Genomic DNA, 20,494 nt, shown 5'->3' with positions numbered 1-20,494 from the left:
CCCGTTAATGCGTGCGCGGAGCTGCCCTTTCCTATTCTCATTCGCGGTATCTGGTTACACTCACGCTCCATGCGAACCGCTACCCCCCACAGCATTCGCCCCGGTAAACAGCGCAATCGTCCGGTATTTGTCGACACGTCAGGCAGGCGTCGACGCCTGCTGGGACATGCAGCGCTGACCGCAGGGTGCATGTGCACCGGATATCTCGTGCTCCTCGCCGTCGTGTTCGGCGGCCTCCAGCAACCGGACGCCAAGCCGGCGCCGGGAAAGGCAGGACCGCTACCGGAGCAGACCGCCCACCACGAGCCCGGCGTCCCGGACGACGCCCGTCCTTCGGCTCCCGACCGCACCTCCGGACCGACGGTACCCGTCGGCCATCACACCTCCGGGCCGGCGGTACCCGTCGGCCACCACATATCCCGAGCCCCCGTCGAGACCAGACCCGCTCCGTGAGAAACGCCGGACCGGCGCGCGCCACCCGCTGGGTGTGAAGCCCGACCGGTCCCACCCGAGGCGTGTCCGTCCGCGCCCCCCATCCGTGCTCGCCGCTCCGGCGAGCCGGCGCGGACGCACGCCTCGCACGTGGCATGTCTCCTCGACGGAAAGGGCCCATTGTGGCGTTGTCAGGGCAGGCGCGGCACGCGCTGCGCCACTCCCCACGCTGGCACTGGTTACTACTGGTGCTGATCCTCCCCATAGTCGCTACGTCACTGCTCTTCGAAGGCTGGACCACCCACGAGGTCGACGGCGCACGCACCAGGCGCGCGTGCACCAGCCCCATACCGAAGTCCGCGGACAACGGAGCCCCCGTCCTGCGCGTCACCGGCACCGCCGCCGAGACCGCGCAGATGGCGCACCGGACCGCCGCGCTCACCTTCGACGGCGGGCCCGACCCGGTGTGGACACCTCGGCTGCTCGACCTGCTGCGCGCCCAGCACGCGCATGCGACGTTCTTCCTCTACGGAACCCAGGCGGCCCGCCACCCGGAACTGGTGCGGCGCATCCGCGACGAGGGCCATGAGATCGGCTCGTACACCTACACCGGCGGCGACTTGGGAAGTGCCTCCGGGCTCCGCTCCCAACTGGAGCTCTCGCTCACCCAGACCGCGCTGGCGGGCGCCGCGGACGTCAACACCCGGCTGCTGCGGATGCCGCACACCACCACCGCCGACACGATGTGCGGTGCGGAGTGGACGGCCGCGCGGCGCGCCACCGACCAGGGGTACCTGCTCGTCGCCGCCACGCACCGCTCCCGCAAGCCCCCGCTGGGCGTGGTGCGGCAGTTCAGCCACACCGCCCTGGGGTACCAGGAAGCCAAGCAGCTGCTGGCCGACCCGGAAGTGGGGCGGTTCACCACCGTCACGCGCGGGCTCGGACGGCCCTCGCTCACCACCAGGGCCTCCCTGCCCGAGCGCGTGCAGGGAGAGGCGCTGATCTGGATCCAGTCCATCGGGCACTCCTTCGCGCGCTCGATGACCTGGGCGCTGGGGATCGCGGGCGGGCTGGGAGTGCTCCGGCTGCTGCTGCTCGCCTTCCTCGCCCGTGTGCACGTACGGCGCCGGCGCCGGCACCGGTCGGGTGCGCCCTGGCTGCGCGCGGTGACCGATCCGGTGACGGTGCTGGTCCCCGCGCACAACGAGGAAGCGGGCATCGAGGCCACGGTGCGCTCGCTGCTGGCGTCCACGCACCGGGACCTGCAGATCATCGTCATCGACGACGGGTCGACGGACCGGACCGCGGAGATCGCCCGGAGTATCGTCGACCCCCGGCTGACGGTGGTGCAGCAGCCCAACTCCGGTAAGCCCGGGGCGCTCAGCACGGGCTTGGGCTACGCGCGTTGCGACATCATCGTGATGATCGACGCGGATACGGTCTTCGAACCGGACGCCCTCCACCGGCTCATCCAGCCGCTCGCCGACCCGACGATCGGGGCGGTCAGCGGCAACACCAAGGTGGGCAACCGGCGCAGCCTGCTCGGCCGATGGCAACACCTCGAATACGTCCTCGGGTTCAACCTGGACCGGCGGATGTTCGAGGTGCTCGAATGCATGCCGACCGTGCCCGGCGCCATCGGCGCCTTCCGCCGGGACGCGCTGCGCGCCATCGGCGGGATCAGCGACGACACCCTCGCCGAGGACACCGACCTCACCATGGCCCTGTGGCGGGTGGGCCGGCGCGTGGTCTACGAGGAGACGGCCATCGCCTGGACCGAAGTGCCCAGTACCTTCAGCCAGTTGTGGCGGCAGCGCTACCGCTGGTGCTACGGCACCCTGCAGTCGATGTGGAAGCATCGCCACGCCGTGCTGGAGGTCGGCCCGGCCGGGCGCTTCGGCCGTCGCGGGCTCACCTATCTCGCCCTGTTCCAGATCGTCCTGCCGCTGTTCGCGCCGGTCGTCGACGTCTTCGCCCTGTACGGGCTGTGCTTCGGCGACACCGGGCAGGCGATCGGGGTCTGGCTCGGCTTCCTCGTCGTCCAGCTGATCACCGCGGCGTACGCGTTGCACCTGGACCGCGAACCGCTCCGTGTGCTGTGGGCGCTACCGCTCCAGCTGTTCTTCTACCGGCAGTTGCTGTACCTCGTGGTCATCCAGTCCGTGGTCACCGCGCTGCTCGGCACCCGGCTCAAGTGGCACCGCATGCACCGTACCGGCACCGCCAACCAGCACCTGCTCTCGGAGCCCGTGCCGCATCTGAGCACCGTGTCGCCGAAGTGACCGAGGAGAGTGAGAAATGAGCGACTCGTCAGGCCGCCGGGCCGGCAGCGGCATATCCGACGACGGTGGCGGCGGCCCGTATCACCACGAGCCCGGAGCGCCGCCCCCACGGCCCCGGTCCCACCGCTCCCGGCGCCGGCGGCCCCTGCTGCGGATGGCCATCGCGCTGCTCGTGACGCTCCTGGCCATCCCCGCCGGCGCCCTGGCCTGGGCCGGCGGCAAGCTCGACAGCCAGGTCGACCTCGGCGCACCGGAACAGCGTCAGGACACCGGAAAGGGCACCAACTACCTCCTCGTCGGCTCCGACAGCCGCAGCGGGCTGACCGACCGGGAGAAGCGGGATCTGCACACCGGATCGGCCGGCGGCCGCCGCACGGACTCGATGATCCTGCTGCACACCGGAGCGGGCGGCACCACGATGGTGAGCCTGCCCCGCGACTCGTGGCTGACCATCCCGGCCTGGACCAGCCCCATGACCGGCAAGCGCCACGCCCCCGCGAAGAACAAGCTCAACGCGGCGTTCGCGCTCGGCGGCCCCAAGATGCTGGTGCGCACCATCGAGCACAACACCGGCCTGACGATCGACCACTACGTGGAGGTGGGCTTCGCGGGTTTTGTGAACCTCGTCAACGCGGTCGGCGGCGTCCCGATGTGCCTGGAGCGGGACCTGAAGGACGAGAAGTCCGGCGCCGACCTGCGGAAGGGCTGCCAGACCCTCGACGGCACCGCGGCGCTCGCCTTCGTCCGCCAGCGCCATCAGGAGGCCCAGGGCGATCTGGGGCGTACCCGCAACCAGCAGAAGTTCCTGTCCGCCCTCGCCCATCGGGCCGGGAGGCCGGGGACCGTGCTCAACCCGTTCGCCGTCTTCCCCGCGCTGGACGCGGGGTTGGACACCGTCGTCGTCGACCGGAACACCGGTTTGCTGGACCTCGCCTCGCTGTTCCAGGCCGTCCGCGGGGTCACGGCCGGTCAGGGCAAGCAGGTCAACGTCCCCGTGTCCGCCGTAGGCATCCCCACCTCCAAGGGCAGCGCCGTGCTCTGGGACCGGACACGGGCGGGACGGCTCTTCGGCGAGCTGAACGACGACCGGCCGGTGAGCCTGAAGGACGGGACGACCCGCTGAGGGCGACGGACCGGCCGGCGACCACCGGCCGGTCCGCTCCCGCGCGGCGTGCGCTCACGCCCGGGTCAGTGCCTGGGGGAAGCCGAAGACCTCGTCCGGGTCGTAGTCGCGGGCGATGGAGCGCAGACGATCCAGGTTCGGTCCGTAGTAGGCCGCCGGCCAGTCGGGCAGCGCCGGGTCGATGTAGTTCACATAACCGCCCCCCATGCCCAGGGAAGCGAGTTTGGCCACGACCTCGCCGACGCTGCGCGTCACTTCGGCTTCGGACGCCGCCGTCGCGCCCGCATAGATCTGCGCCGTGGCGAAGGCTTTACGGTGCGGGAAGGCGGTCTGCTGGACGCCCACGTCGGCCACCGCACCACCGAGCGGGTCGAGGATCAGATTCATGCCCGCACGGCCGGTGAGCAGGCCGACCACGGCTCCCGGATTGGCGGCGGGCGCGCTGAGGACCCGTGAGGAGGCGACGAAGGACTCCCGGTCGGGCTTGCCGGCGAAGAAGCGCATGGCCTTGAAGTAGTCGCGGTCCTCGACCCGCTTGGTCGGTACGACGCCGCAGCGTGCGATCAGGTCGTCCACCAGCGGATGGCAGGCGGTGCTCGGGCCGACGAAGCAGCCGGCCACCGCGCAACTCGGCTTGGTCCCACCCGAGATGTTGCAGTTCGCCCACAGCTCGCGGGGCGCATCCTTGATCCACGGTTGCCATGCGGTCAGCACCGCCGGCACCGTGTCCTCGGGGAACGCGAGCCGGAAGATCGTCAGCGCCGGAGCCGGGTCGGTCTGGAAGGTGAACTGGGTGACGACCCCGAAGTTGCCTCCGCCGCCCCCGCGCAGCGCCCAGAACAGGTCCGGTGCCCGGGAGGCCGACACGGTCAGGGACCTGCCGTCCGCGGTGACGATCTCGGCGCCCACGAGGTGGTCGCAGGTGAGGCCGAACTTCCGCTGCAGTACGCCGATTCCGCCGCCCAGGGCCACCCCGGCGATGCCGACGGTGAAGCAGGAGCCCCCGGGCATACAGCGGCCCGCCTGGCCGAGTGCGGTGTAGACGTCCCGCAGTGTGGCGCCGGCGCCGATGGTCGCGGTGCCGTCCGCCCGGACGTTCACGGCCGACATCCGGCGCAGGTCGAGGGTGAGGCCGCCGCGCGGCGCCGAGTAGCCGACGTAGGAGTGCCCGCCACTGCGGGCGGCCAGCGGAACCCGGTGGGCGGCCGTCAGCACCGCCTCGCGGACATCGGACACCGACTCGCACTGTGCCACCGCGGCGGGCACACGGTCGTCGTTGAGCGGATTGAAGAGCTTCCTGGCGTCCTCGAATCCGGGGTCTCCGGGCCGCAGTAACGCTCCGCGCATCCGTTGGCGGAGGCCGGCCCAGTCCACGTTGGCCGCGACGGCGGCCGTTCGTGCCGCGGTCCAGGTGGTGGACTCCTCGGCTTTCCGGGCCTGGGTGCCGGCCCGGGGCGCATGGAACAGATGGTTCCGCGCCATGGTCACCATCTCCCTCTGGTGGTTCGGGGAAAGCGGGGGAGAACGGGCGAGCGCAGATATCCGCACGTCCGTTCGATGCGGATATGTTCACGCTAACACGGTGTGATCACCCCCTCCAGTCGAGGAGGAGGCGCCCTTGTCGCGTGTCGGGCGGGTGGAGTCGAAGTGCGTCGTCACGCCGCCGTCATCACGCTCCGTGGGACTTCAGGGGGGCGGCTTTCGGGACACGCCGACTCGAAGGGGTGAATCCGTGCACCCATTGTGACGCTTCCGCCGCGCAGCCCGGGTTGGGGCGATCCTACGTTTGAGGCCTTCGGGGAGATATGCGTGTCCGCCCAAGGAAAGGCCCCTAGATGGACAGCTCGACGGACCAGCAGATAGTCCAGGTGAAGATCCACCCGGCCATCGGCATCGCCCGCGTCGGCAACAGTACCCAGCCGCCCTTCATCGGCCCCGAGTCGCCGGACGAACCGCCGCTGGCGGCCGGCTCTTATAAGGACGCCTCGGGCAGGATCATCCGGCAGGCGGCCCGTTTCCGGCTCTACGGCTACAACCAGGCGGGGACGGTCGTCAGGGAACTCACCCTGGACGACCCGGACGTGAGCGAGATCAAGTGGTCGGTGCATCTGGCCAACAAGAAGGCCGCCTGGTACCAGTTCCACATCCCGCTCGACATCCCCGAGGCAGGCAGCCTGACGGCCGACAAGCGGAGCCGACGGAACGCCACTGTCACCGGAGCGGCGCGCAAGGGCCTCGTGGCCGACCCCGGCCGCAAGACCATTCGCGCCTCCACGCACGAGACCGCCGCCTTCGACGGCAAGATCATGCAAAAGCCGGTCTCCCTGGGCTCGGCCTCCACCCAGGACGACGGCCGCCTGCTGGTCGTCGGCGGCGTCGGCACCTCGGCCTCGTGGGTCCAACCGGAGAAGCCGATCACCGGCGTCGCCAACAACGACACCTGGTACGACGACGTCTCCGACGGCCCGGTCACGGCGGAGGTCACCATCGGCGGCGCCACGAAGACGGCCTCCCCGGCCTGGGTCGTGGTCGCCCCGCCGCACTACGCACCCGGCGTGAAGACCGTCCGGACCCTCTACGACGTGCTCTACGACGTGTATGTCACCGAGCAGACGCTGCCGGTCGAGCCGAAGCCGTCGTACCCGGACGACATCGAACCGCTGCTGACCCGCTTCTGCGACCTGCAATGGGTCAACCACGGCTTCGCCACCCAGTTCGGCTGGAAGGGCCCGCACGACTTCCGCGACCCGGAGATGCGCAAGCGGCTCGCCGACCCGGGCGACACCAGCCGCGAACTGCGCCGCCAGATCTACATCCACATGCGCGACTACTCCCGGGACGGGATGTCCCCGCTGCCCTGGCCGTGGCTCTACGGCGACGCCATGTCCAGCAAGCCCAACTCCGTCCGGCAGCACATCAAGCTCTCGCCCACCCAGGACAAGATGCTGGCGCTCTGGGCCGAGGGCCACTTCACCACCGGCCCGCCCCGCAAGGGCTACCCGGACGTGGACCAGGCGCCCATCGCCGAACGGCCGGGCCTGCTGGACCGGGCCGCGCTGGAGAACTGCGCCGCCGACGCCTTCCACCCGGGCTGCGAGGTCACCTGGCCGATGCGGCACAAGACCATGTACTCCGAGCCGTTCCGCGTCCTGCACCGCGCGCAGGGCAGCCCGGAACCCGACTACGGCGATCACTTCGCGCTCCAGGAGATGCTGGGGAAGAACGGTCCGCTGCACGCGCAGGGACCGGGCGACCTCACCCGCTGGATGGCCGCTCCCTGGCAGTGCGACACGGCCAGCTGCCGTTCCGGTTATGAGGTACTCGCCAACCTGGGACCCCGTTACAGCCCTTATCTGCCGACCTTCTGGCCCGCCCAGATGCCCAACCACGTACTGAAGATGTCGGACTTCACCACCGTCAACACCAAGCCGAGCGGCGGCGACGACACCGCCAGGGAGAAGGCGTTCGAGCACCGGGCGGTGTGGCTGCGCGGTCTGACAGGCACCGATTTCAACAAGCAGCGCCGACAGATGATCAACGACTGGTACATGTTCGGCATCGTCGAGCCCCATGAATACACCGTGGGCGACGGCAAGTTCCCCAAGTACATCCAGGTCGAGTCGGAGCCCGGATTCGGCACGGTCCCCGACCACGCCAACCTGATCAACATCCAGGTGCCCGAGGCGGGTGTACCCCAACTGGCCGCCGCGGCCGGCACCTGGGGAGGCAGCATCCCGGCCGAGGACGTCGAAGCGGATCTCGTCCAGCAGGCGGTCCAGGAGGTCATGGCCGCGACCGGCCAGGACGAGGAGTCGATCGCCGCCGGATACCTGGAGAAGCTCGATCCCCTCCACGGCACCCAGCAGTGAGCCCCCCACCCGCCTACGACGTCGTGGTCGCGGGTGGTGGCCCGGCCGGCTGCGCGGCCGCGCTCGCCCTCGTACGGGCCGGGCGCACGGTCCTGCTGGCGGACTCGGGCACCGGCCCGCCCAAGACGGGCGAGGCACTGGTGTCCGTGGGGCGGCTGGTCCTGGCCGACCTCGGCGTCGACCAGCCGGTCCTGGGCACCGGCCATCTGCCCTGCCACGGCAACCTGTCCGCCTGGGGCTCCACCGAACTGCACGCCGTGGACGCCCTCCACGACCCCTACGGCCACGGCTGGCACCTCGACCGTCCGCTCTTCGACCGGCGGCTGCGCGCCGCGGCCCGCGAGGCGGGCGCCGAGGTCACCGAGCACACCGCAGTACGGCGCCCCGCCCGGCAGCCGGACGGCACCTGGCGACTGGCCCTGTGCGACCGCTCCGGCGGCAGCCGGGAGCGCACGGTCCGCTGCCGCTGGATGGTGGACGCCACCGGACGGGGCGCCGCGATCGCCGTCCGCTCCGGCGCCCGGCGGCGCCGCGGTGACCGGCTGACCGCCCTCCACCTCACCCTCGATCCGGCCCCGCGGACCGCGCTCGACGGCCGTTCGCTGGTCGAGTCCGACCAGGACGGCTGGTGGTACACCGCACTGCTGCCCTCCCGGCGGCGTCTGGTGGCCTACTTCACCGACCCCGACCTGCCCGGCGCCGCCGGTGGCGCCGAGCGGTTCCGCGACCGGCTGCTGGCGACCCGGCACATAGCGCACCGGGCCCGTCCGCACGGACTGCGCCCGCTGCCGCCACCCCGCCGAGCCCCCGCGCACAGCGCGCATCTGGACCGGGTGCACGGCGACGGCTGGACGGCGGCCGGCGACGCGGCGGTCGCCTTCGACCCGCTCAGCTCACAGGGCATCCTCACCGCCCTCTACACCGGGCTGAGCGCGGGCGAGGCGGTGGACGCCCGGCTGCGCGGCGACCGGTCGGCACTGGACGACTACGCGGCGAAGGTCACCACCGCCCGCACCGCCTACCAGCGCGGCCACCGTGCCGCGCACGCCCAAGAGACCCGCTGGAGCGAACGGCCCTTCTGGGCCCGGCGCCAGCGTGACACCCAACCGAACCCCCTCCGATGAAAGGCGACAACGCACCATGACCAGCCACCCCGATTCCGACCACGCCGGACACGAGCACATCCACCGCTTCCTGATCCTGGGCAAGGAAAAGCTCTTCTTCTACCACCTGGCGCTGTACAACCCGCAGTCCGGCCACAACTACCAGGCCGTGTTCAGCTTCAGCATCAAGGACAGCGGTGAGCTGAAGAAGATGTACCTCGACGACCGGGCCAAGCACGAGGACGAGCGGGTCTTCTACTCGCTGCGCTGTCCGCACCACTTCGAGCTGCCGGAGCTGAAGAACGGCAAGCAGTTCAAGGTCCACCTGGAGCGGGTGGTGGTGAAGCCGGACGGCAGCCGCGACTTCCAGCAGATGACCACGGCCGAGACCACGGTGGACTGCAAGAAGGAGGACGTGCTCTCCTTCCGCGAGCTGGGCGGCATGCCCTACCCCGAGTACCTCACCTACCTGGTGTTCGGCGAGGGCGACGAGATCCACCTCGCCCACCAGCTCGCGGAGCGCCCGAACTGGGACGAGGCCGTCACCATCCACCCCATGGGCGCCATCGACGCGGCGACGCTGAAGAAGGTCCCGACCCTGGTCATCGACTCGATCAAGGACGCCCACGGCAAGCTGGTCGAGAGCCCGCTGAAGAAGGGCCAGCAGTACCAGGGCAAGCTCAACGGGTCCGGTGCGACGGTCGACTTCACCGTCGGACGCCAGGGCTGGTGGAACCACACCAGCCTCAACAGCTGACCGCACCCCAGCTCTGAGTCTCTCCCCTGGCCCGGGTCGCGACGCCGGTCGCGGCCCGGGCCGGCCGGGACAACACACCTGGGGCCCGGGGTTACCGGGTCCGCTCGTACACCGTCACCCGGCGGCCGCCCGTCTCGGTGACGTCGACGGGGGTGAAGTGCCGGGCGAGGACGGCGCGTTTGACCAGGTCGCGTGGCGAGGGCGGCACCGGGGAGGAGGCGCTGTCGCTCTCGTCGTCGGCGTCACCGACGACGACGATGCGCCGATGGGCGAGCATGGCGGTCCGTATGCGTTCGGGGGCGGCCTCGATGCCGTACAACGTCCCGGAGGCGACCGGGCTTTCGGCCAGCGCGAGATCGTCGAGTCCGCGGAACGCGCCGGGCGTGACCAGCGCGGCGTCCCGCCGCTGGTCGGGCAGGAACACCACACCGTCCCCCGGGCGAGCGAGCGTCGCGACCTCGTGCGCGGCGACCCGTACGTCGTCCGTCCGGCTCGCCCACGTACGCAGCCCCAGCTCCAGCGGCAGCAGCGCCAGGAAGACGACCGCCATGACCCCGGCGAGCAGCGTCTCGCTCCGTGCCCGCCCCCAGTTGCGGCCCCGCGCCCGGCCGTACGCCGGCACCGCCCGTACCGCCCAGGCGAGGGTGGGACCGACCAGCAGCGACAGCCCGATGTACGAGAAGAGCACATAGCGGTCGACATAGAGCGGCTCGACGAGCAAGGAGGCCAGCAGCAACCCCAGCTGCGGCAGGGCGAGCAGCGGCAGCCCCACCGGGACCGGCGACGGCCGCTCCGGCGCGCGGCGCGGTATTCGCGCGCACACCAGGCCGACCACCAGCATCGCGGTCACCCCCAGCAGACTGGCCGCGGACGCGGGCGGTATCCACGCCACCTGCCCCGCCTGCGGACGGCTGGCGAGTATCAGCGGCAGCGTCCCCGGCACGATCACCGTCGCGGTCGGCAACCACCGTGCCAGCAGCGGGCGTCGGCCGCGGCGCAGGGCGAGGACGACGGTCACCCCGTGGGCCGCCCACGCGAACAGCGAGAGCCAGTTGAGCAGTGCGGTGACCAGCATGACCGCCGTGTAGGCGCCCCAGCGCCACCCCCAGGCGTCCCACCACCGGCGGCCGTCGCGGGCAGCCGTGCGCTCCGCCGGGTACACCGCGCCCACCAGCAGCCAGGTCGCCACCGCCACCCCTGCCGCCACCAGGGCGAAGGAGCGCCCCTCCTGCGCGTAGCGCTGCATCACCGGCAGCAGGGCCAGCACCAGTCCGGCCGAGAGCCCGGCCAGGGGGCCGGCGAGCCGGCGGCCGGTCGCCGCGGTGGCCGCCACGGCGACGACCAGGCCCAGCACCGACGGCAGCCGCAGCGCCGCCAGACTCGCTCCGAAGACCTCGAACACGGTGTGGATCAGCAGGTAGTAGAGGCAGTGGACGACATCCACCTGACCGACCAGGTGCCCTATCTCGGGTAGGGACCGCTGCGCCACCTCCCAGGTGGCAGCCTCGTCCCGCCAGATGGCGCCCTGGCGGCGCAGTCCCCACAGACCCAGTACGAGCGCCAGCAGCGCGGGCACCCCGCAGACCAGCATGCCCCGCGTACGGGACGCTCCGACGTGGCCGGAGGCGGCGCGTCCCCCGAGGGCGGCGGCGGTTCCCTGGCCAAGATCGAGAGACATGCCGGGCACTCTATACTTGATGCATACATGGCACGCCTGAGTGTGCAGATGCCGCGACACCCGATCACCCGGGCCCTTGCGCTCCGCCTCGCTCCGCCTCGCTCCGCCTCGGCTCTTCGTGCGACTTCCGGATGCCGAGCCGCACGGCACCAGACGCCGCAGGCTCATCCCCGCAGATCGGGAAGACACCCCCTAGACTCGCCGGATGGCGAAGTACTTCGACGTGCACCCCGAGAATCCTCAGCGGCGCACCCTCAGCAGTGTGGCCGACAGCATCCGCTCAGGCGCTCTCGTCGTGTACCCGACGGACTCCTGCTTCGCGCTGGGATGCCAACTGGGAAGCCGTGACGGCATCGACCGGATCCGCTCGATCCGCAACCTCGACGACCGCCACCACTTCACCCTCGTATGCCAGAACTTCGCGCAGCTGGGGCAGTTCGTGCACGTCGACAACGACGTGTTCCGCGCCGTCAAGGCCGCGACTCCGGGCAGCTACACCTTCATCCTCCCCGCGACGAAGGAGGTGCCGCGCCAGCTGATGCACCCGAAGAAGAAGACGGTCGGAGTCCGGATTCCCGACCATGTCGTCGCTCAGGCCCTGCTGGCCGAGCTCGGTGAGCCGCTGCTCTCCAGCACCCTGCTGCTGCCCGACGAGGAGGAGCCGATGACGCAGGGGTGGGAGATCAAGGAGCGGCTCGACCATGTCGTGGACGCGGTGGTCGACTCGGGCGACTGCGGCACCGAACCGACCACGGTCATCGACTTCTCCGGCGGCGGCTTCGAGATCGTCCGCCGGGGCGCGGGCGACCCGACGCGGTTCGAGTAGCCGCGGCCGGCTCCGGGCGCCCGGACGGTCCCGCGCGGTGCTCCCCGCGCGGCCGGGACGCCGTGCGCCTAGCGTGGGAAGTGGGAGAGGAGTGAGCCATCCCATGAGCGATTTCCCCGAAGGCGCCCCCTGCTGGGCGGACGCCATGTTCAAGGACGTCGAAGGAGCCAAGGGCTTCTACGGTGAGGTGCTCGGTTGGACGTTCGGCGAGTCCTCCGGCGAGTACGGCAACTACACCCAGGCCTACTCCGGTGGCAAGGCCGTCGCCGCCGTCGTCCCGCCGATGCCCGGCACCGAGGACGCGCCCTCCGCCTGGTGTCTGTACTTCGCCTCCTCCGACGTGCACGAGACCGCCGAGAAGATCAAGGGTGCGGGCGGCACTCTGCTCATGGAGCCGATGCAGGTCGGCCCCTTCGGCTCCATGGCGCTCGCCAAGGAGCCCAGCGGTGCCGTCTTCGGCGTCTGGCAGGCCGGCGAGCACCACGGGTTCGAGAAGACGGCCGAACCGGGCGCGTACTGCTGGGCCGAGCTCTTCACCCGCCGGCCGGACGCGGCCGACGACTTCCTCAAGAAGGTCTTCCCGTACTCGGCGCGGAAGATGGAGCCCGGTGACGACCCCGAGGCCCAGGGCATGGACTTCAAGGTCTTCAGCGTCGGTGGTACCGACAACCCGGTGCTGGGCCGGATGAAGATGGGCGAGGAGTTCCCGAAGGAGATCCCCAGCTACGTCCAGATCTACTTCGACGTCGAGGACTGCGACGACGCCGTCGCCAAGGCCAGGAAGCTCGGCGGCCGGCTGCACTTCGGCCCGATGGACACCCCGTTCGGCCGCTTCGCCGCCCTCACCGACCCGCAGGGCGCGGCCTTCGCGGTGATCGATATGCGCACGACGGTCGGTGACATGCCGAAGATGAGCGAGGCGTAGCGGCGGCCTGCGTCGCCACGTCTTCCGGGCCGGTGGGGCGCCGGGGTCGAGGAGGCCGACGAGGGCCTCGATGTCCCTGGCCTCCCACGCCTCTTTGAAACGCCGCACCAGATCGGCCTGCCCGGCCGCCGGAGCCGCCGGAGCCTGCGCCGCGCGCATCCGCCGCCGGGCCGAGGACGCCAGTTGCCGGCAGGCCGCCGGTGTCCGTCCGACGATCTGAGCGACCTCGGCGAAGGGGTATCGGAAGACGTCGTGCAGGATGAACGCCACACGTTCGGCAGGCGTCATCGACTCCAGTACGACGAGGAAGGCCATGCTCACCGACTCGTCCAAGGCGACCCGGTCGGCGGGGTCGGCCTTGTCGCCGCCCGCCGGCCCGCCGCTCCACTCCGTACGGTCGGGCAGCGGCTCGGGTATCCATGAGCCGACGTAGCGCTCGCGCCGGACCCGCGCCGAACCGAGCAGGTCCAGGCAGATACGGGTGGCCACCGTCGTCAGCCAGCCGCCGGGCGACTCGATGTCCTGCCACCGGCGCCGCGACATCGCGTACCAACGGGTGTAGGTCTCCTGGACGGCGTCCTCGGCCTCGGCCAGCGAACCGAGCAGCCGGTAGGCGAGATTGATCAGCTGGCGCCGTTCGCCGACGACCGCTCGGATCGCCCCGCCCCGTCCTGTACGCCTCCGGCTTCCTCGTACTCGCCTCGGTGTAGGTGGCCCTGGGCATCGCGCACCTGCCGTCGCTCCATGTCCCCCTGGGTGTGGTGATGTTCGGCCTGAGCGTGCTGCTGCTGGGTCGGGCACCGTCCGCCCGCTTGCCGGAGCGCCTCGGCAAGCGGGCGTAGCCGCCGCGCGCCGAGGAGTCCCGGGCGACTCGGGTCAGGAAAGGCGCAGATCGATCCAGGGAATGGTGTCCCCCGGCAGCAGGTACCGCTCGATCTCGACGAACCCGTGCTGGTGGGCGAACCGCAGACCGTCCTCGTTGGAGGACAGGACCACCGTTTCGATCACCTTGGCGCCCCACTCTCGCGCCCGGTCGAGCCCGCGCGCATAGAGCTCCTCGCCGAACCCCTGCCCACGGTGCGGAGCGAGTACGCGGGCGATCACCGTGGCCGTCGACGTGTCGTCCGACGGAGGGCGCACCGTGCTGCAGCCCACGAGAACGCCGCCGAGGTATGCGACCTCCAGGTGGTGGAGCTGTGCGCGTTCCCGTACGTCGTCGAGAGGCAGGAGGTGCGTAGGGATGATCACGTTGTGGACGTGCTGCCAGTCCTTGAGCGTGGCGTCATCGTCCGGCTGTTGGAAGCGAAGGTCAGACATCGCAGCAGAAGACCCGAGTGCGCCTCGGACGTCAACTCCATTTTGCCGCGTAACTGGTTGTCGGCCACCGCGCTACGGAGGTCAGCCCGCGTCCTTGCGTGTGGCGTAGCCGAGTGCGCGTTCGCCCAGCATCTCCTCGACGAGGTCGAGGAGTTCCAGTGCGGCATCGGCGATCTCGTCGGGCTTCTCACCCGCCTCGATGCGCCGGCCGATCTCGCTGTAGAGCAGTGCGTGGAACCAGCCGATCTGGCTGGCCACCAGGCGCGGGGTCTGGTCGTCGGGGGCGGCCGCGGTCTCCTCGGCGAGGACGTGGGCGAGCGCCTCGGTCATCTGCCGGCCGAGGTCCTCCAGGCGGGCGGTGAGGGTGGGGGCGGCCCGCATCATGCTGAAGACGCGGCCGAAGCCCGCGGTCAGGCCCACCTTGCGGTCACGGCGCCGCAGTTCGTCCCGGAGGTGGTCGAGTACGGCCCGTGCGGCGGACTCGCCCGGCCGCCGGTCGCGGACGATGTCGGCGAGCCGCCGCGGGGAGGCCTGGTCCGGCGGCAGGACCAGGTCTTCCTTGGCCTCGTAGTAGTTGTAGAGGGTGTTGACCGAGACGTCCGCCGCCGCCGCGACCTCGGCGATGGTGACGTGGTCGAAGCCCCGCTCCACGAACAGGCCGATCGCCACTTCGGAGATGCGCTGCCGCGTCTGCCGCTTCTTGCGTTCCCGCAGCCCTTCGCTCATACCGCAACCCTAATCGTCCTGCCGCAGTGCACTGCATCGCGCTGTGCTGCACCTTTGCGGGGCGCGCGGCGCGGGGCGCTGTCAGCGTGCCGGGAGCGGTGCGCGGTCGGGCAGGTGCTGGGGGAGCCACCGGGCCGAGACCCGCGCACGGGCGGCGAGGTGGGTGACGTAGGCGTCGCGGACCTCATCCGGTGTGCCGAATCCCGGCTCGTCGAGCAGCCAGGCGTCCGGGACGGCGGCGACGACCTCGCGCGGCACGGTCCACATTCGCGGTGAACGCGTCCAGCTAAGGGCCGTCCCGTAAATGATCTTTAGCGCGGGAGAGCGCGGTCAGTCGACTGGCGGGCCGCTCTCTATCCGGCTAGGGCGAGGTCCAGTAGCGCCCTGTCTTCCAGGGAAAGGCTCCAGCGCCGCCTCCTGCGGACCGCGTCCGCGCCTGCCCGCCGCAGCACGGTCACCAGCTTGGCGAACTGGCGCGGGCTCAACCCAGTGAACGGGGCTATCCAGGACGACGACTCCGACGCCGTGATCACACCAGCCACACCGTGATCACCCCATCCCGGCTGATCCCTCCGGGCGGGCGAAGGCGAGGATGTCGGGGACTGCTTCACACAGGCTCCCGAAGTGACGGTGCACGCCGTCCACCGCAACCGCAGCGTTGACCCCCCACACCGTCATACCGGCCCGCAGCCCTGCCTCGACTCCGGAGGGGGCGTCCTCAATGACCAGGCAGTCCTCGGGCTTGGCACCGAGTTGCTCGGCGGCCAGCAGGTAGGGCACGGGGGACGGTTTGCCCTCCTCCACCGCGGCGGCGTCAACTATGACGCGCGGGAGTGGCAGGCCCGTCCGGGCAAATCGCCCGCGCACCCGGTGCTCGTAGTTCGAGGTCACCAGCGCCCACGACGACGCGGGCAGGGTGCCCAGAAGCTCCGACGCACCGTCGAAGGCCGTATAGACGCCGGACCGAACGTCCTCGTCCTCCAGTTCATGCAGCACAGCCAGGCACTCCGTTGGATCCTGGTCCGGAGCTACCTGTGCGAAGGTCTCCGTCGGCCGCGTCCGCAGCGCCACCCGATAGACCTCATCCGCGTCCAGCCGGTATCGCCCCGCCCACATCTCCCAGACCCGGCGTTGGTTGTCCACGGCGTCGATCAACGTGCCGTCGACATCGAAGAGTACGTACTTCCTGGGGCTGGGCTGCACAAGCTCACTGGTCACGTCGTGATCATGCCAGGAAGCTCTGGAGATCATTTACGGGACGGCCCTTAGACGACCCTGGCGCACTCCATCGGATCGACGTCCAGTGCGCCCGGTGCGAAGTCGGCGGCGTCCATACCGAGGTTGAGGCCCGCGCTGGAGTGCAGCCGATCCTGGACTTCCTGGTGCGGTTCCTCGGCGGTGACCGCGGGGTCGAAGTCGACCAGCACCAACTCCGGTACCCGCAGCCCGAGTCGGCGGGCCGGCTCGCCGACGTCGACCTCGGCGACGAGCGCCTTGCGCCCGAGCCGTATGGCCTGGCAGGCCATACAGGCAATGCGGGTTGCCTCCAGCGGGTTCCACCGCCGACGTCGGCGGTGGAACCACATGGCCCAGGTTGTCAATAGCGTCTTGTGCGGTCCAGATGGTCTAGATCGGGAGCGTTTTCGCAGGTCAGGTCCTACCCTGACGGCCTGGCACCGCCGCTTGGTGAAGGGGAAGTGGACGTATCCGAACACCGCGGGACGCCCGCCGGCCCCGGACGAGGCGGGCAGGCCGTCGACACGAGCGGGTGCCACGACAGGGTATGGAATCAACGCGCGCGCTCGCCGCCCAGGCTCAAAGTCGCGGCGCCGGAGGATGTGGTGGCAGGCGGTACCAGGTCAGCGGCGATCACGACGTCCCGGTAGGCCACGTGTCCGGGGGGTAGAACTGACGCACCCAACGGCGGTATTGGCCGATGGCGCTCTCCCCAGGGGTGAGCTGGGGGTTTGGCTCGTACCGCTTCCGGTTCCAGATCCTGGCATCCTGGCCCATCTGGTGGGCTATGGTCCGCACGAGCGCTTGCCCCGCCACCGCGGACAAGGACATGGAGGCGGCCTTCCGGAGCCGGGGGGAATCCGCGCGCGAAGCGGCCTCTGTCACGACGGCTACACGCAAGTGCGTCTGCCATGGCCCGACCGGGGTCGCCATAAGCACTACCCCCAACGTCATTCCGACCTGGTGCAGCGTCACCTCCCCCGACGCCAGGCCAAGGCCGGACAGGACCAAGCCCTGCTCCACCGTTATGGTCGCCAAGCGGACGGACAGCCTGATGGCCGCGCTGAAGGATATGCGCAGCAACGGCCCTTCATCTACCGGCGGGGTCACCTCATGAAGGGAAACGTTGTGCACGATCGGCTGATGCTGGTAGTCGACGAAGCTCTCCATGACCTCCTGTGGGTGCGAGGCCAGGAGCGTGCTCCAGGAGGCGGCGGGCGCGAACCTGTCATCAGGCAGCTCTGAAGGCTCCCAGGCAGGCGGTGCGGCATCATGGCCGTGCCACACGTAGATGATCTTGCTCCGCTCGCGCACGGTGAACTGCGCCAGCGTCGCCCGGGGCGGGGCTCCGCCTGGGACCTTGACGCAGGATCCCTCGACGTCGAAGGCGAAGCGGTGGAACGGGCACACCAGATGCTCGCCATCAACTACCCCCCCGGCGCCGAGGTGGGCGCCCAGGTGGGGGCAGTGGGCATCCACGACCCGCAGGACGCCGCCCCTGGTGCGGTAGAGGACAACATCGCGGCCCATGAAGCGCCGGTTCACCACCGCGCCGGCCGGCACCTCACGGGACAGCGCCAGGCAGAACCATCCCGACGGGTACGGCAGTGGCACCCGGTCTCCCTCTCCCATGGCGAGGTCAGCCCGCAACGGAACGGCTCCCGGCCGCACTCGGTGTCGGAGCCTGGCCAGCGATTGCCTGTTCAAGGTCTTCCTCCTCGTCCCTTTGCTCACGGCCGCCACCCGAGCGGCCACTGCGCTAGTAGCGACTGGACCGCTCCTGACGGCGATCACCGCGCCGACCTGCCCCTGCAGTGTCAGCAGCCGTGCAGTTCCGGGCGGTCCTGCCCGGCAGCGCCCTTCGGTGCGGCCTTGCTGTCCGCGGCGGCCGGCCTGGGGCGCGGCCGCCACGGAGTCGAGCACGATCGTGTCTGTGGATGCCTTGCGCGTGCCTTTGGGGTGTCATCTACCTGCCACACCGGTCCACCGTGTCGCAGGAACTTCTACGGTAGGCGCCGAGGCGGCCTCGAGGGAGTTCCATGGACCAGTTCAACGGTGAACCGAAGGTGAACCGGAAAACCGCGCTCAATGACGAATTTGTGCTGCTGGTATTAGGATCCCCGCCTCGGTTCCACTCGCGCGACGGTCGCATGGGGCGCACGTCGATTTAGCTGCTCGGCGCGGGCCTGATACGGCAGCAGCGTATCCGGCTTCGGTTTCCCACCGGGGCGCGATCACGGTGAACATGGCTGTGACCTGGGGTGATTCCGTCCGAGCGAATGGGAACGGTGCTCTCCCGCCGTGATCCGCATCGTCACCTTTCGTATGCGCATTGGCGCGAGGCGACTCTTTTGGAAGCCCTGAAAGTGAGCAAGGCGACGATCTAGGAACTGATCCGGCCAGAGGGGTGCGAATGCTGCTAGCCTGACTGCCGCGAAAGGCGCTCATCTACGTCGCATCAATAAGACACTCAATCATTCATTATCGGCCCTCTTTTCAGATGGGCCTGAATGTGACTTGACGCACCTGGGGGAATCGCATGCGCAACGTGCTTGCACGCAAGAGGACCACCGCAGATCCCAGCGAGACCGTTCCTGTAGCGCCTGGCGGCCTCCCGGTCGTGGGTCATGCGGTGAAGGCACTCCGTGATCCAAGGGGGTTCCTGCGTTCGCTGCCCGCGGACGGCGACATGATGCGCGTCAACGTCGGCCCGCTCAAGGCGGTGATGGTCTGTGACCCGGAGTTGATCTCGCAGATATATCTCAACGATCGCACCTACGACAAGGGCGGTCTGCTGTTCGACAAGGCCAGGGAGGTATTCGGCGACGGTCTGGTGACCTGCCCGCATGCCATGCACCGACGGGAGCGCCGGCTGGTTCAGCCTGCGTTCCACCGCAGCCGACTTCCCGGCTACGCCCGGGCCATGACCGAGGGGACAATCCTGCGGACCAGTCCGTGGCGTGATGGTCAGGTCCTGGACATGCCGGCGGAAATGCTCAGCCTGACGATGCATAACATGTTGCAGGCGATGCTCGGCGGGATGGTGTCCCCAGAGGACCTGCGTCAGACGGTCGGCGACGCCATCGAGGTGCTGCACGCGACGTACCGGCAGACATTCAGCCCGGCGGTGCTGAACCGGATTCCGACCCCCGGCAACCGGCGCTATCAGCGGGCTGTGGCCGGACTCCACAACACCGTGACCGACATCATCGCCAAGGCCCAGGTGGACCCGGAGGACCGTGGGGATCTGCTCTCCGCGCTCCTGACAGCCCGCGATCCAGGCAACCCCGATGACCCGGCCGACGGCAGCCAGAGCGAGCGGCTCAGCAGCGCCGAACTCCGCAACGAGGTCCTGACCTTCCTGGTGGCAGGTTCGGAGACAACAGCGATTGCCCTGTCATGGGCGCTGTACCTTATCGCCTGCAATCCGGATATCGAGGAGCGGCTGTGGGCCGAGACCGATCGCGTCCTGGACGGCAGGCCGGTTTCCCTCGACCACCTGCCCGACCTGAAAATTGCTAACCAGATCATCACCGAGACGCTGCGGCTGTACCCGCCGGCTGGGATGCTATGGACCAGGCTCGTCACAGCAAACACCCACCTGGGCGGCTATGAAATCCCGGCCGGGACGACCATCGCGTACAGCTCTTACGCCGTGCACCGCCAAGCGCGCTACTACACGGACCCTGACGTCTTCAATCCTGACCGCTGGGACGCTGAAATGCTGCGTTCAGCACCGCGCAATAAGGCCTATCTCCCCTTTGGCGGCGGTGCACGCAAATGCATCGGCGACCAGTTCGCCATCGCTGAGGCTGTGCTGGCGCTTACGGAAATCGCCTCTCGCTGGCGCGTGGAAACCATTCCCGGACAGAAACCTCCGGCTATCACTCCCTCAATGGGACCACGTCATCTCAAGATGCGCCTGAGTGCCAGGACTGCACCAGAGCGCAAATCATAGCGCGAGCGCACGGATCCATTTGAGATAGTGCGGCAGGTTCTGCCGCCCAGGGAGATCGGCAAGCCGATCTCAAAGGTCGCCCGTGCCCTGGAGTGAGGAAGCCTCCAGGGTTTCCGGGGAATATCGACCTATTTCCGGCAGCGCGGCAGCGTTCCTTTTACGTGACGCGCCAGAAGGCCCGCGAGGACATTGTGCGGTGGATCGGGCTCCGCTAAATCCGGATCGTCTTTACTCTTTATCGGTTACTGGTCCCCGCATGGGG

The 20,494-nt window shown here is 69.6% G+C and carries 17 protein-coding genes and 4 pseudogenes; 11 read left to right on the top strand and 10 right to left on the bottom strand.

Annotation, left to right across the window (positions count from 1 at the left end):
• Positions 1–189: 189 nt before the first annotated feature.
• The 3 genes from WAB15_RS05035 to WAB15_RS05025 all read left to right on the top strand — a co-directional run bounded on the left by WAB15_RS05035 (position 190) and on the right by WAB15_RS05025 (position 3,837).
• A complete protein-coding gene (locus tag WAB15_RS05035; RefSeq protein ID WP_407285467.1) occupies positions 190–453 on the top strand; it encodes a hypothetical protein in 264 nt (87 codons plus the stop codon).
• Between the two features lie 134 nt (positions 454–587).
• Positions 588–2,714, top strand: a complete 2,127-nt coding sequence (locus WAB15_RS05030) for a bifunctional polysaccharide deacetylase/glycosyltransferase family 2 protein (RefSeq protein WP_407285466.1) — start codon at positions 588–590, stop codon at positions 2,712–2,714.
• 16 nt (positions 2,715–2,730) lie between these two features.
• Positions 2,731–3,837, top strand: coding sequence for an LCP family protein (locus tag WAB15_RS05025; protein WP_407285465.1), 1,107 nt, complete (start codon positions 2,731–2,733; stop codon positions 3,835–3,837).
• Between the two features lie 54 nt (positions 3,838–3,891).
• Here WAB15_RS05025 and WAB15_RS05020 read toward each other — a convergent pair whose 3' ends face one another.
• Positions 3,892–5,319 (bottom strand): FAD-binding oxidoreductase, encoded by a 1,428-nt coding sequence (locus tag WAB15_RS05020; RefSeq protein ID WP_399144584.1) that lies wholly within the window; start codon positions 5,317–5,319, stop codon positions 3,892–3,894.
• Between the two features lie 353 nt (positions 5,320–5,672).
• Here WAB15_RS05020 and WAB15_RS05015 point away from each other — a divergent pair, with 353 nt between their 5' ends.
• The 3 genes from WAB15_RS05015 to WAB15_RS05005 are packed head-to-tail and all read left to right on the top strand — an operon-like array spanning position 5,673 to position 9,566.
• Positions 5,673–7,706 (top strand): LodA/GoxA family CTQ-dependent oxidase, encoded by a 2,034-nt coding sequence (locus WAB15_RS05015; RefSeq protein WP_399144586.1) that lies wholly within the window; start codon positions 5,673–5,675, stop codon positions 7,704–7,706.
• On the top strand, positions 7,703–8,830 hold the full coding sequence (locus tag WAB15_RS05010; RefSeq protein ID WP_399144587.1) for an NAD(P)/FAD-dependent oxidoreductase: 1,128 nt from the start codon (positions 7,703–7,705) through the stop codon (positions 8,828–8,830). The genes WAB15_RS05015 and WAB15_RS05010 overlap by 4 nt, the downstream gene beginning before the upstream one ends.
• Before the next feature lie 16 nt (positions 8,831–8,846).
• Entirely contained in the window at positions 8,847–9,566 is a 720-nt protein-coding gene (locus WAB15_RS05005) for a hypothetical protein (protein ID WP_399144588.1), read from the top strand.
• Between the two features lie 91 nt (positions 9,567–9,657).
• Here WAB15_RS05005 and WAB15_RS05000 read toward each other — a convergent pair whose 3' ends face one another.
• Positions 9,658–11,244: a hypothetical protein gene (locus tag WAB15_RS05000; protein ID WP_407285464.1), complete on the bottom strand. Its 1,587-nt coding sequence runs from the start codon at positions 11,242–11,244 to the stop codon at positions 9,658–9,660.
• 205 nt (positions 11,245–11,449) lie between these two features.
• Here WAB15_RS05000 and WAB15_RS04995 point away from each other — a divergent pair, with 205 nt between their 5' ends.
• Positions 11,450–12,070, top strand: coding sequence for an L-threonylcarbamoyladenylate synthase (locus WAB15_RS04995; protein WP_399144590.1), 621 nt, complete (start codon positions 11,450–11,452; stop codon positions 12,068–12,070).
• 103 nt (positions 12,071–12,173) lie between these two features.
• Positions 12,174–12,995 (top strand): VOC family protein, encoded by an 822-nt coding sequence (locus tag WAB15_RS04990; protein ID WP_407285463.1) that lies wholly within the window; start codon positions 12,174–12,176, stop codon positions 12,993–12,995.
• A 36-nt stretch (positions 12,996–13,031) separates the two neighbouring features.
• On the opposite strand, the pseudogene WAB15_RS04985 reads toward WAB15_RS04990, so the two are convergent.
• Positions 13,032–13,652 (bottom strand): annotated as a pseudogene (locus WAB15_RS04985) (sigma-70 family RNA polymerase sigma factor); the annotation flags it as partial.
• On the opposite strand from WAB15_RS04985, the pseudogene WAB15_RS04980 reads away from it, so the two are divergent.
• Positions 13,649–13,837, top strand: a pseudogene (locus tag WAB15_RS04980) (hypothetical protein); the annotation flags it as partial. The pseudogenes WAB15_RS04985 and WAB15_RS04980 overlap by 4 nt on opposite strands.
• 34 nt (positions 13,838–13,871) lie before the next feature.
• On the opposite strand, the gene WAB15_RS04975 reads toward WAB15_RS04980, so the two are convergent.
• The 7 genes and pseudogenes from WAB15_RS04975 to WAB15_RS04945 form a co-directional block, all read right to left on the bottom strand.
• Entirely contained in the window at positions 13,872–14,312 is a 441-nt protein-coding gene (locus tag WAB15_RS04975; RefSeq protein ID WP_399144594.1) for a GNAT family N-acetyltransferase, read from the bottom strand.
• 81 nt (positions 14,313–14,393) lie between these two features.
• Positions 14,394–15,038 carry a TetR/AcrR family transcriptional regulator gene (locus WAB15_RS04970; RefSeq protein ID WP_407285462.1) on the bottom strand — a complete coding sequence of 215 codons (645 nt, stop codon included), beginning with the start codon at positions 15,036–15,038 and terminating at the stop codon, positions 14,394–14,396.
• 81 nt (positions 15,039–15,119) lie between these two features.
• Positions 15,120–15,296: a hypothetical protein gene (locus WAB15_RS04965; protein WP_407289368.1), complete on the bottom strand. Its 177-nt coding sequence runs from the start codon at positions 15,294–15,296 to the stop codon at positions 15,120–15,122.
• Between the two features lie 116 nt (positions 15,297–15,412).
• Positions 15,413–15,580, bottom strand: a pseudogene (locus tag WAB15_RS04960) (IS5/IS1182 family transposase); the annotation flags it as partial.
• Positions 15,581–15,587: 7 nt separating this feature from the next.
• Positions 15,588–16,256 carry an HAD family hydrolase gene (locus tag WAB15_RS04955; protein WP_407285461.1) on the bottom strand — a complete coding sequence of 223 codons (669 nt, stop codon included), beginning with the start codon at positions 16,254–16,256 and terminating at the stop codon, positions 15,588–15,590.
• Positions 16,257–16,306: 50 nt separating this feature from the next.
• Positions 16,307–16,540, bottom strand: a pseudogene (locus WAB15_RS04950) (hypothetical protein); the annotation flags it as partial.
• A gap of 367 nt (positions 16,541–16,907) precedes the next feature.
• A complete protein-coding gene (locus WAB15_RS04945) occupies positions 16,908–17,888 on the bottom strand; it encodes an aromatic ring-hydroxylating oxygenase subunit alpha (protein WP_407285460.1) in 981 nt (326 codons plus the stop codon).
• A 425-nt stretch (positions 17,889–18,313) separates the two neighbouring features.
• Between WAB15_RS04945 and WAB15_RS04940 the strand changes: the two genes are divergently transcribed.
• Positions 18,314–18,445, top strand: coding sequence for a hypothetical protein (locus WAB15_RS04940; protein ID WP_399144598.1), 132 nt, complete (start codon positions 18,314–18,316; stop codon positions 18,443–18,445).
• 368 nt (positions 18,446–18,813) lie between these two features.
• Positions 18,814–20,232, top strand: a complete 1,419-nt coding sequence (locus WAB15_RS04935; protein WP_407285459.1) for a cytochrome P450 — start codon at positions 18,814–18,816, stop codon at positions 20,230–20,232.
• Positions 20,233–20,494: the final 262 nt, after the last annotated feature.

The sequence above is a fragment of the Streptomyces sirii genome, from assembly GCF_045690365.1.
Lineage (GTDB): Bacteria > Actinomycetota > Actinomycetes > Streptomycetales > Streptomycetaceae > Streptomyces > Streptomyces sirii.
Note: the sequence above shows the minus strand (reverse complement) of the source record. Positions and strands in the feature narration are given on the sequence as shown.

Bases quoted from the DNA above. Each gene is read 5' to 3' on its own strand.
- WAB15_RS04940 (WP_399144598.1), top strand. From the start codon at position 18,314: ATGGACCAGTTCAACGGTGAACCGAAGGTGAACCGGAAAACCGCGCTC.
- WAB15_RS05030 (WP_407285466.1), top strand. From the start codon at position 588: ATGTCTCCTCGACGGAAAGGGCCCATTGTGGCGTTGTCAGGGCAGGCG.
- WAB15_RS05015 (WP_399144586.1), top strand. From the start codon at position 5,673: ATGGACAGCTCGACGGACCAGCAGATAGTCCAGGTGAAGATCCACCCG.
- WAB15_RS04975 (WP_399144594.1), bottom strand. From the start codon at position 14,312: ATGTCTGACCTTCGCTTCCAACAGCCGGACGATGACGCCACGCTCAAG.
- WAB15_RS04995 (WP_399144590.1), top strand. From the start codon at position 11,450: ATGGCGAAGTACTTCGACGTGCACCCCGAGAATCCTCAGCGGCGCACC.
- WAB15_RS05000 (WP_407285464.1), bottom strand. From the start codon at position 11,244: ATGTCTCTCGATCTTGGCCAGGGAACCGCCGCCGCCCTCGGGGGACGC.
- WAB15_RS05035 (WP_407285467.1), top strand. From the start codon at position 190: ATGTGCACCGGATATCTCGTGCTCCTCGCCGTCGTGTTCGGCGGCCTC.
- WAB15_RS05020 (WP_399144584.1), bottom strand. From the start codon at position 5,319: ATGGCGCGGAACCATCTGTTCCATGCGCCCCGGGCCGGCACCCAGGCC.
- WAB15_RS04990 (WP_407285463.1), top strand. From the start codon at position 12,174: ATGAGCGATTTCCCCGAAGGCGCCCCCTGCTGGGCGGACGCCATGTTC.
- WAB15_RS04970 (WP_407285462.1), bottom strand. From the start codon at position 15,038: ATGAGCGAAGGGCTGCGGGAACGCAAGAAGCGGCAGACGCGGCAGCGC.
- WAB15_RS05025 (WP_407285465.1), top strand. From the start codon at position 2,731: ATGAGCGACTCGTCAGGCCGCCGGGCCGGCAGCGGCATATCCGACGAC.
- WAB15_RS05005 (WP_399144588.1), top strand. From the start codon at position 8,847: ATGACCAGCCACCCCGATTCCGACCACGCCGGACACGAGCACATCCAC.
- WAB15_RS04935 (WP_407285459.1), top strand. From the start codon at position 18,814: ATGCGCAACGTGCTTGCACGCAAGAGGACCACCGCAGATCCCAGCGAG.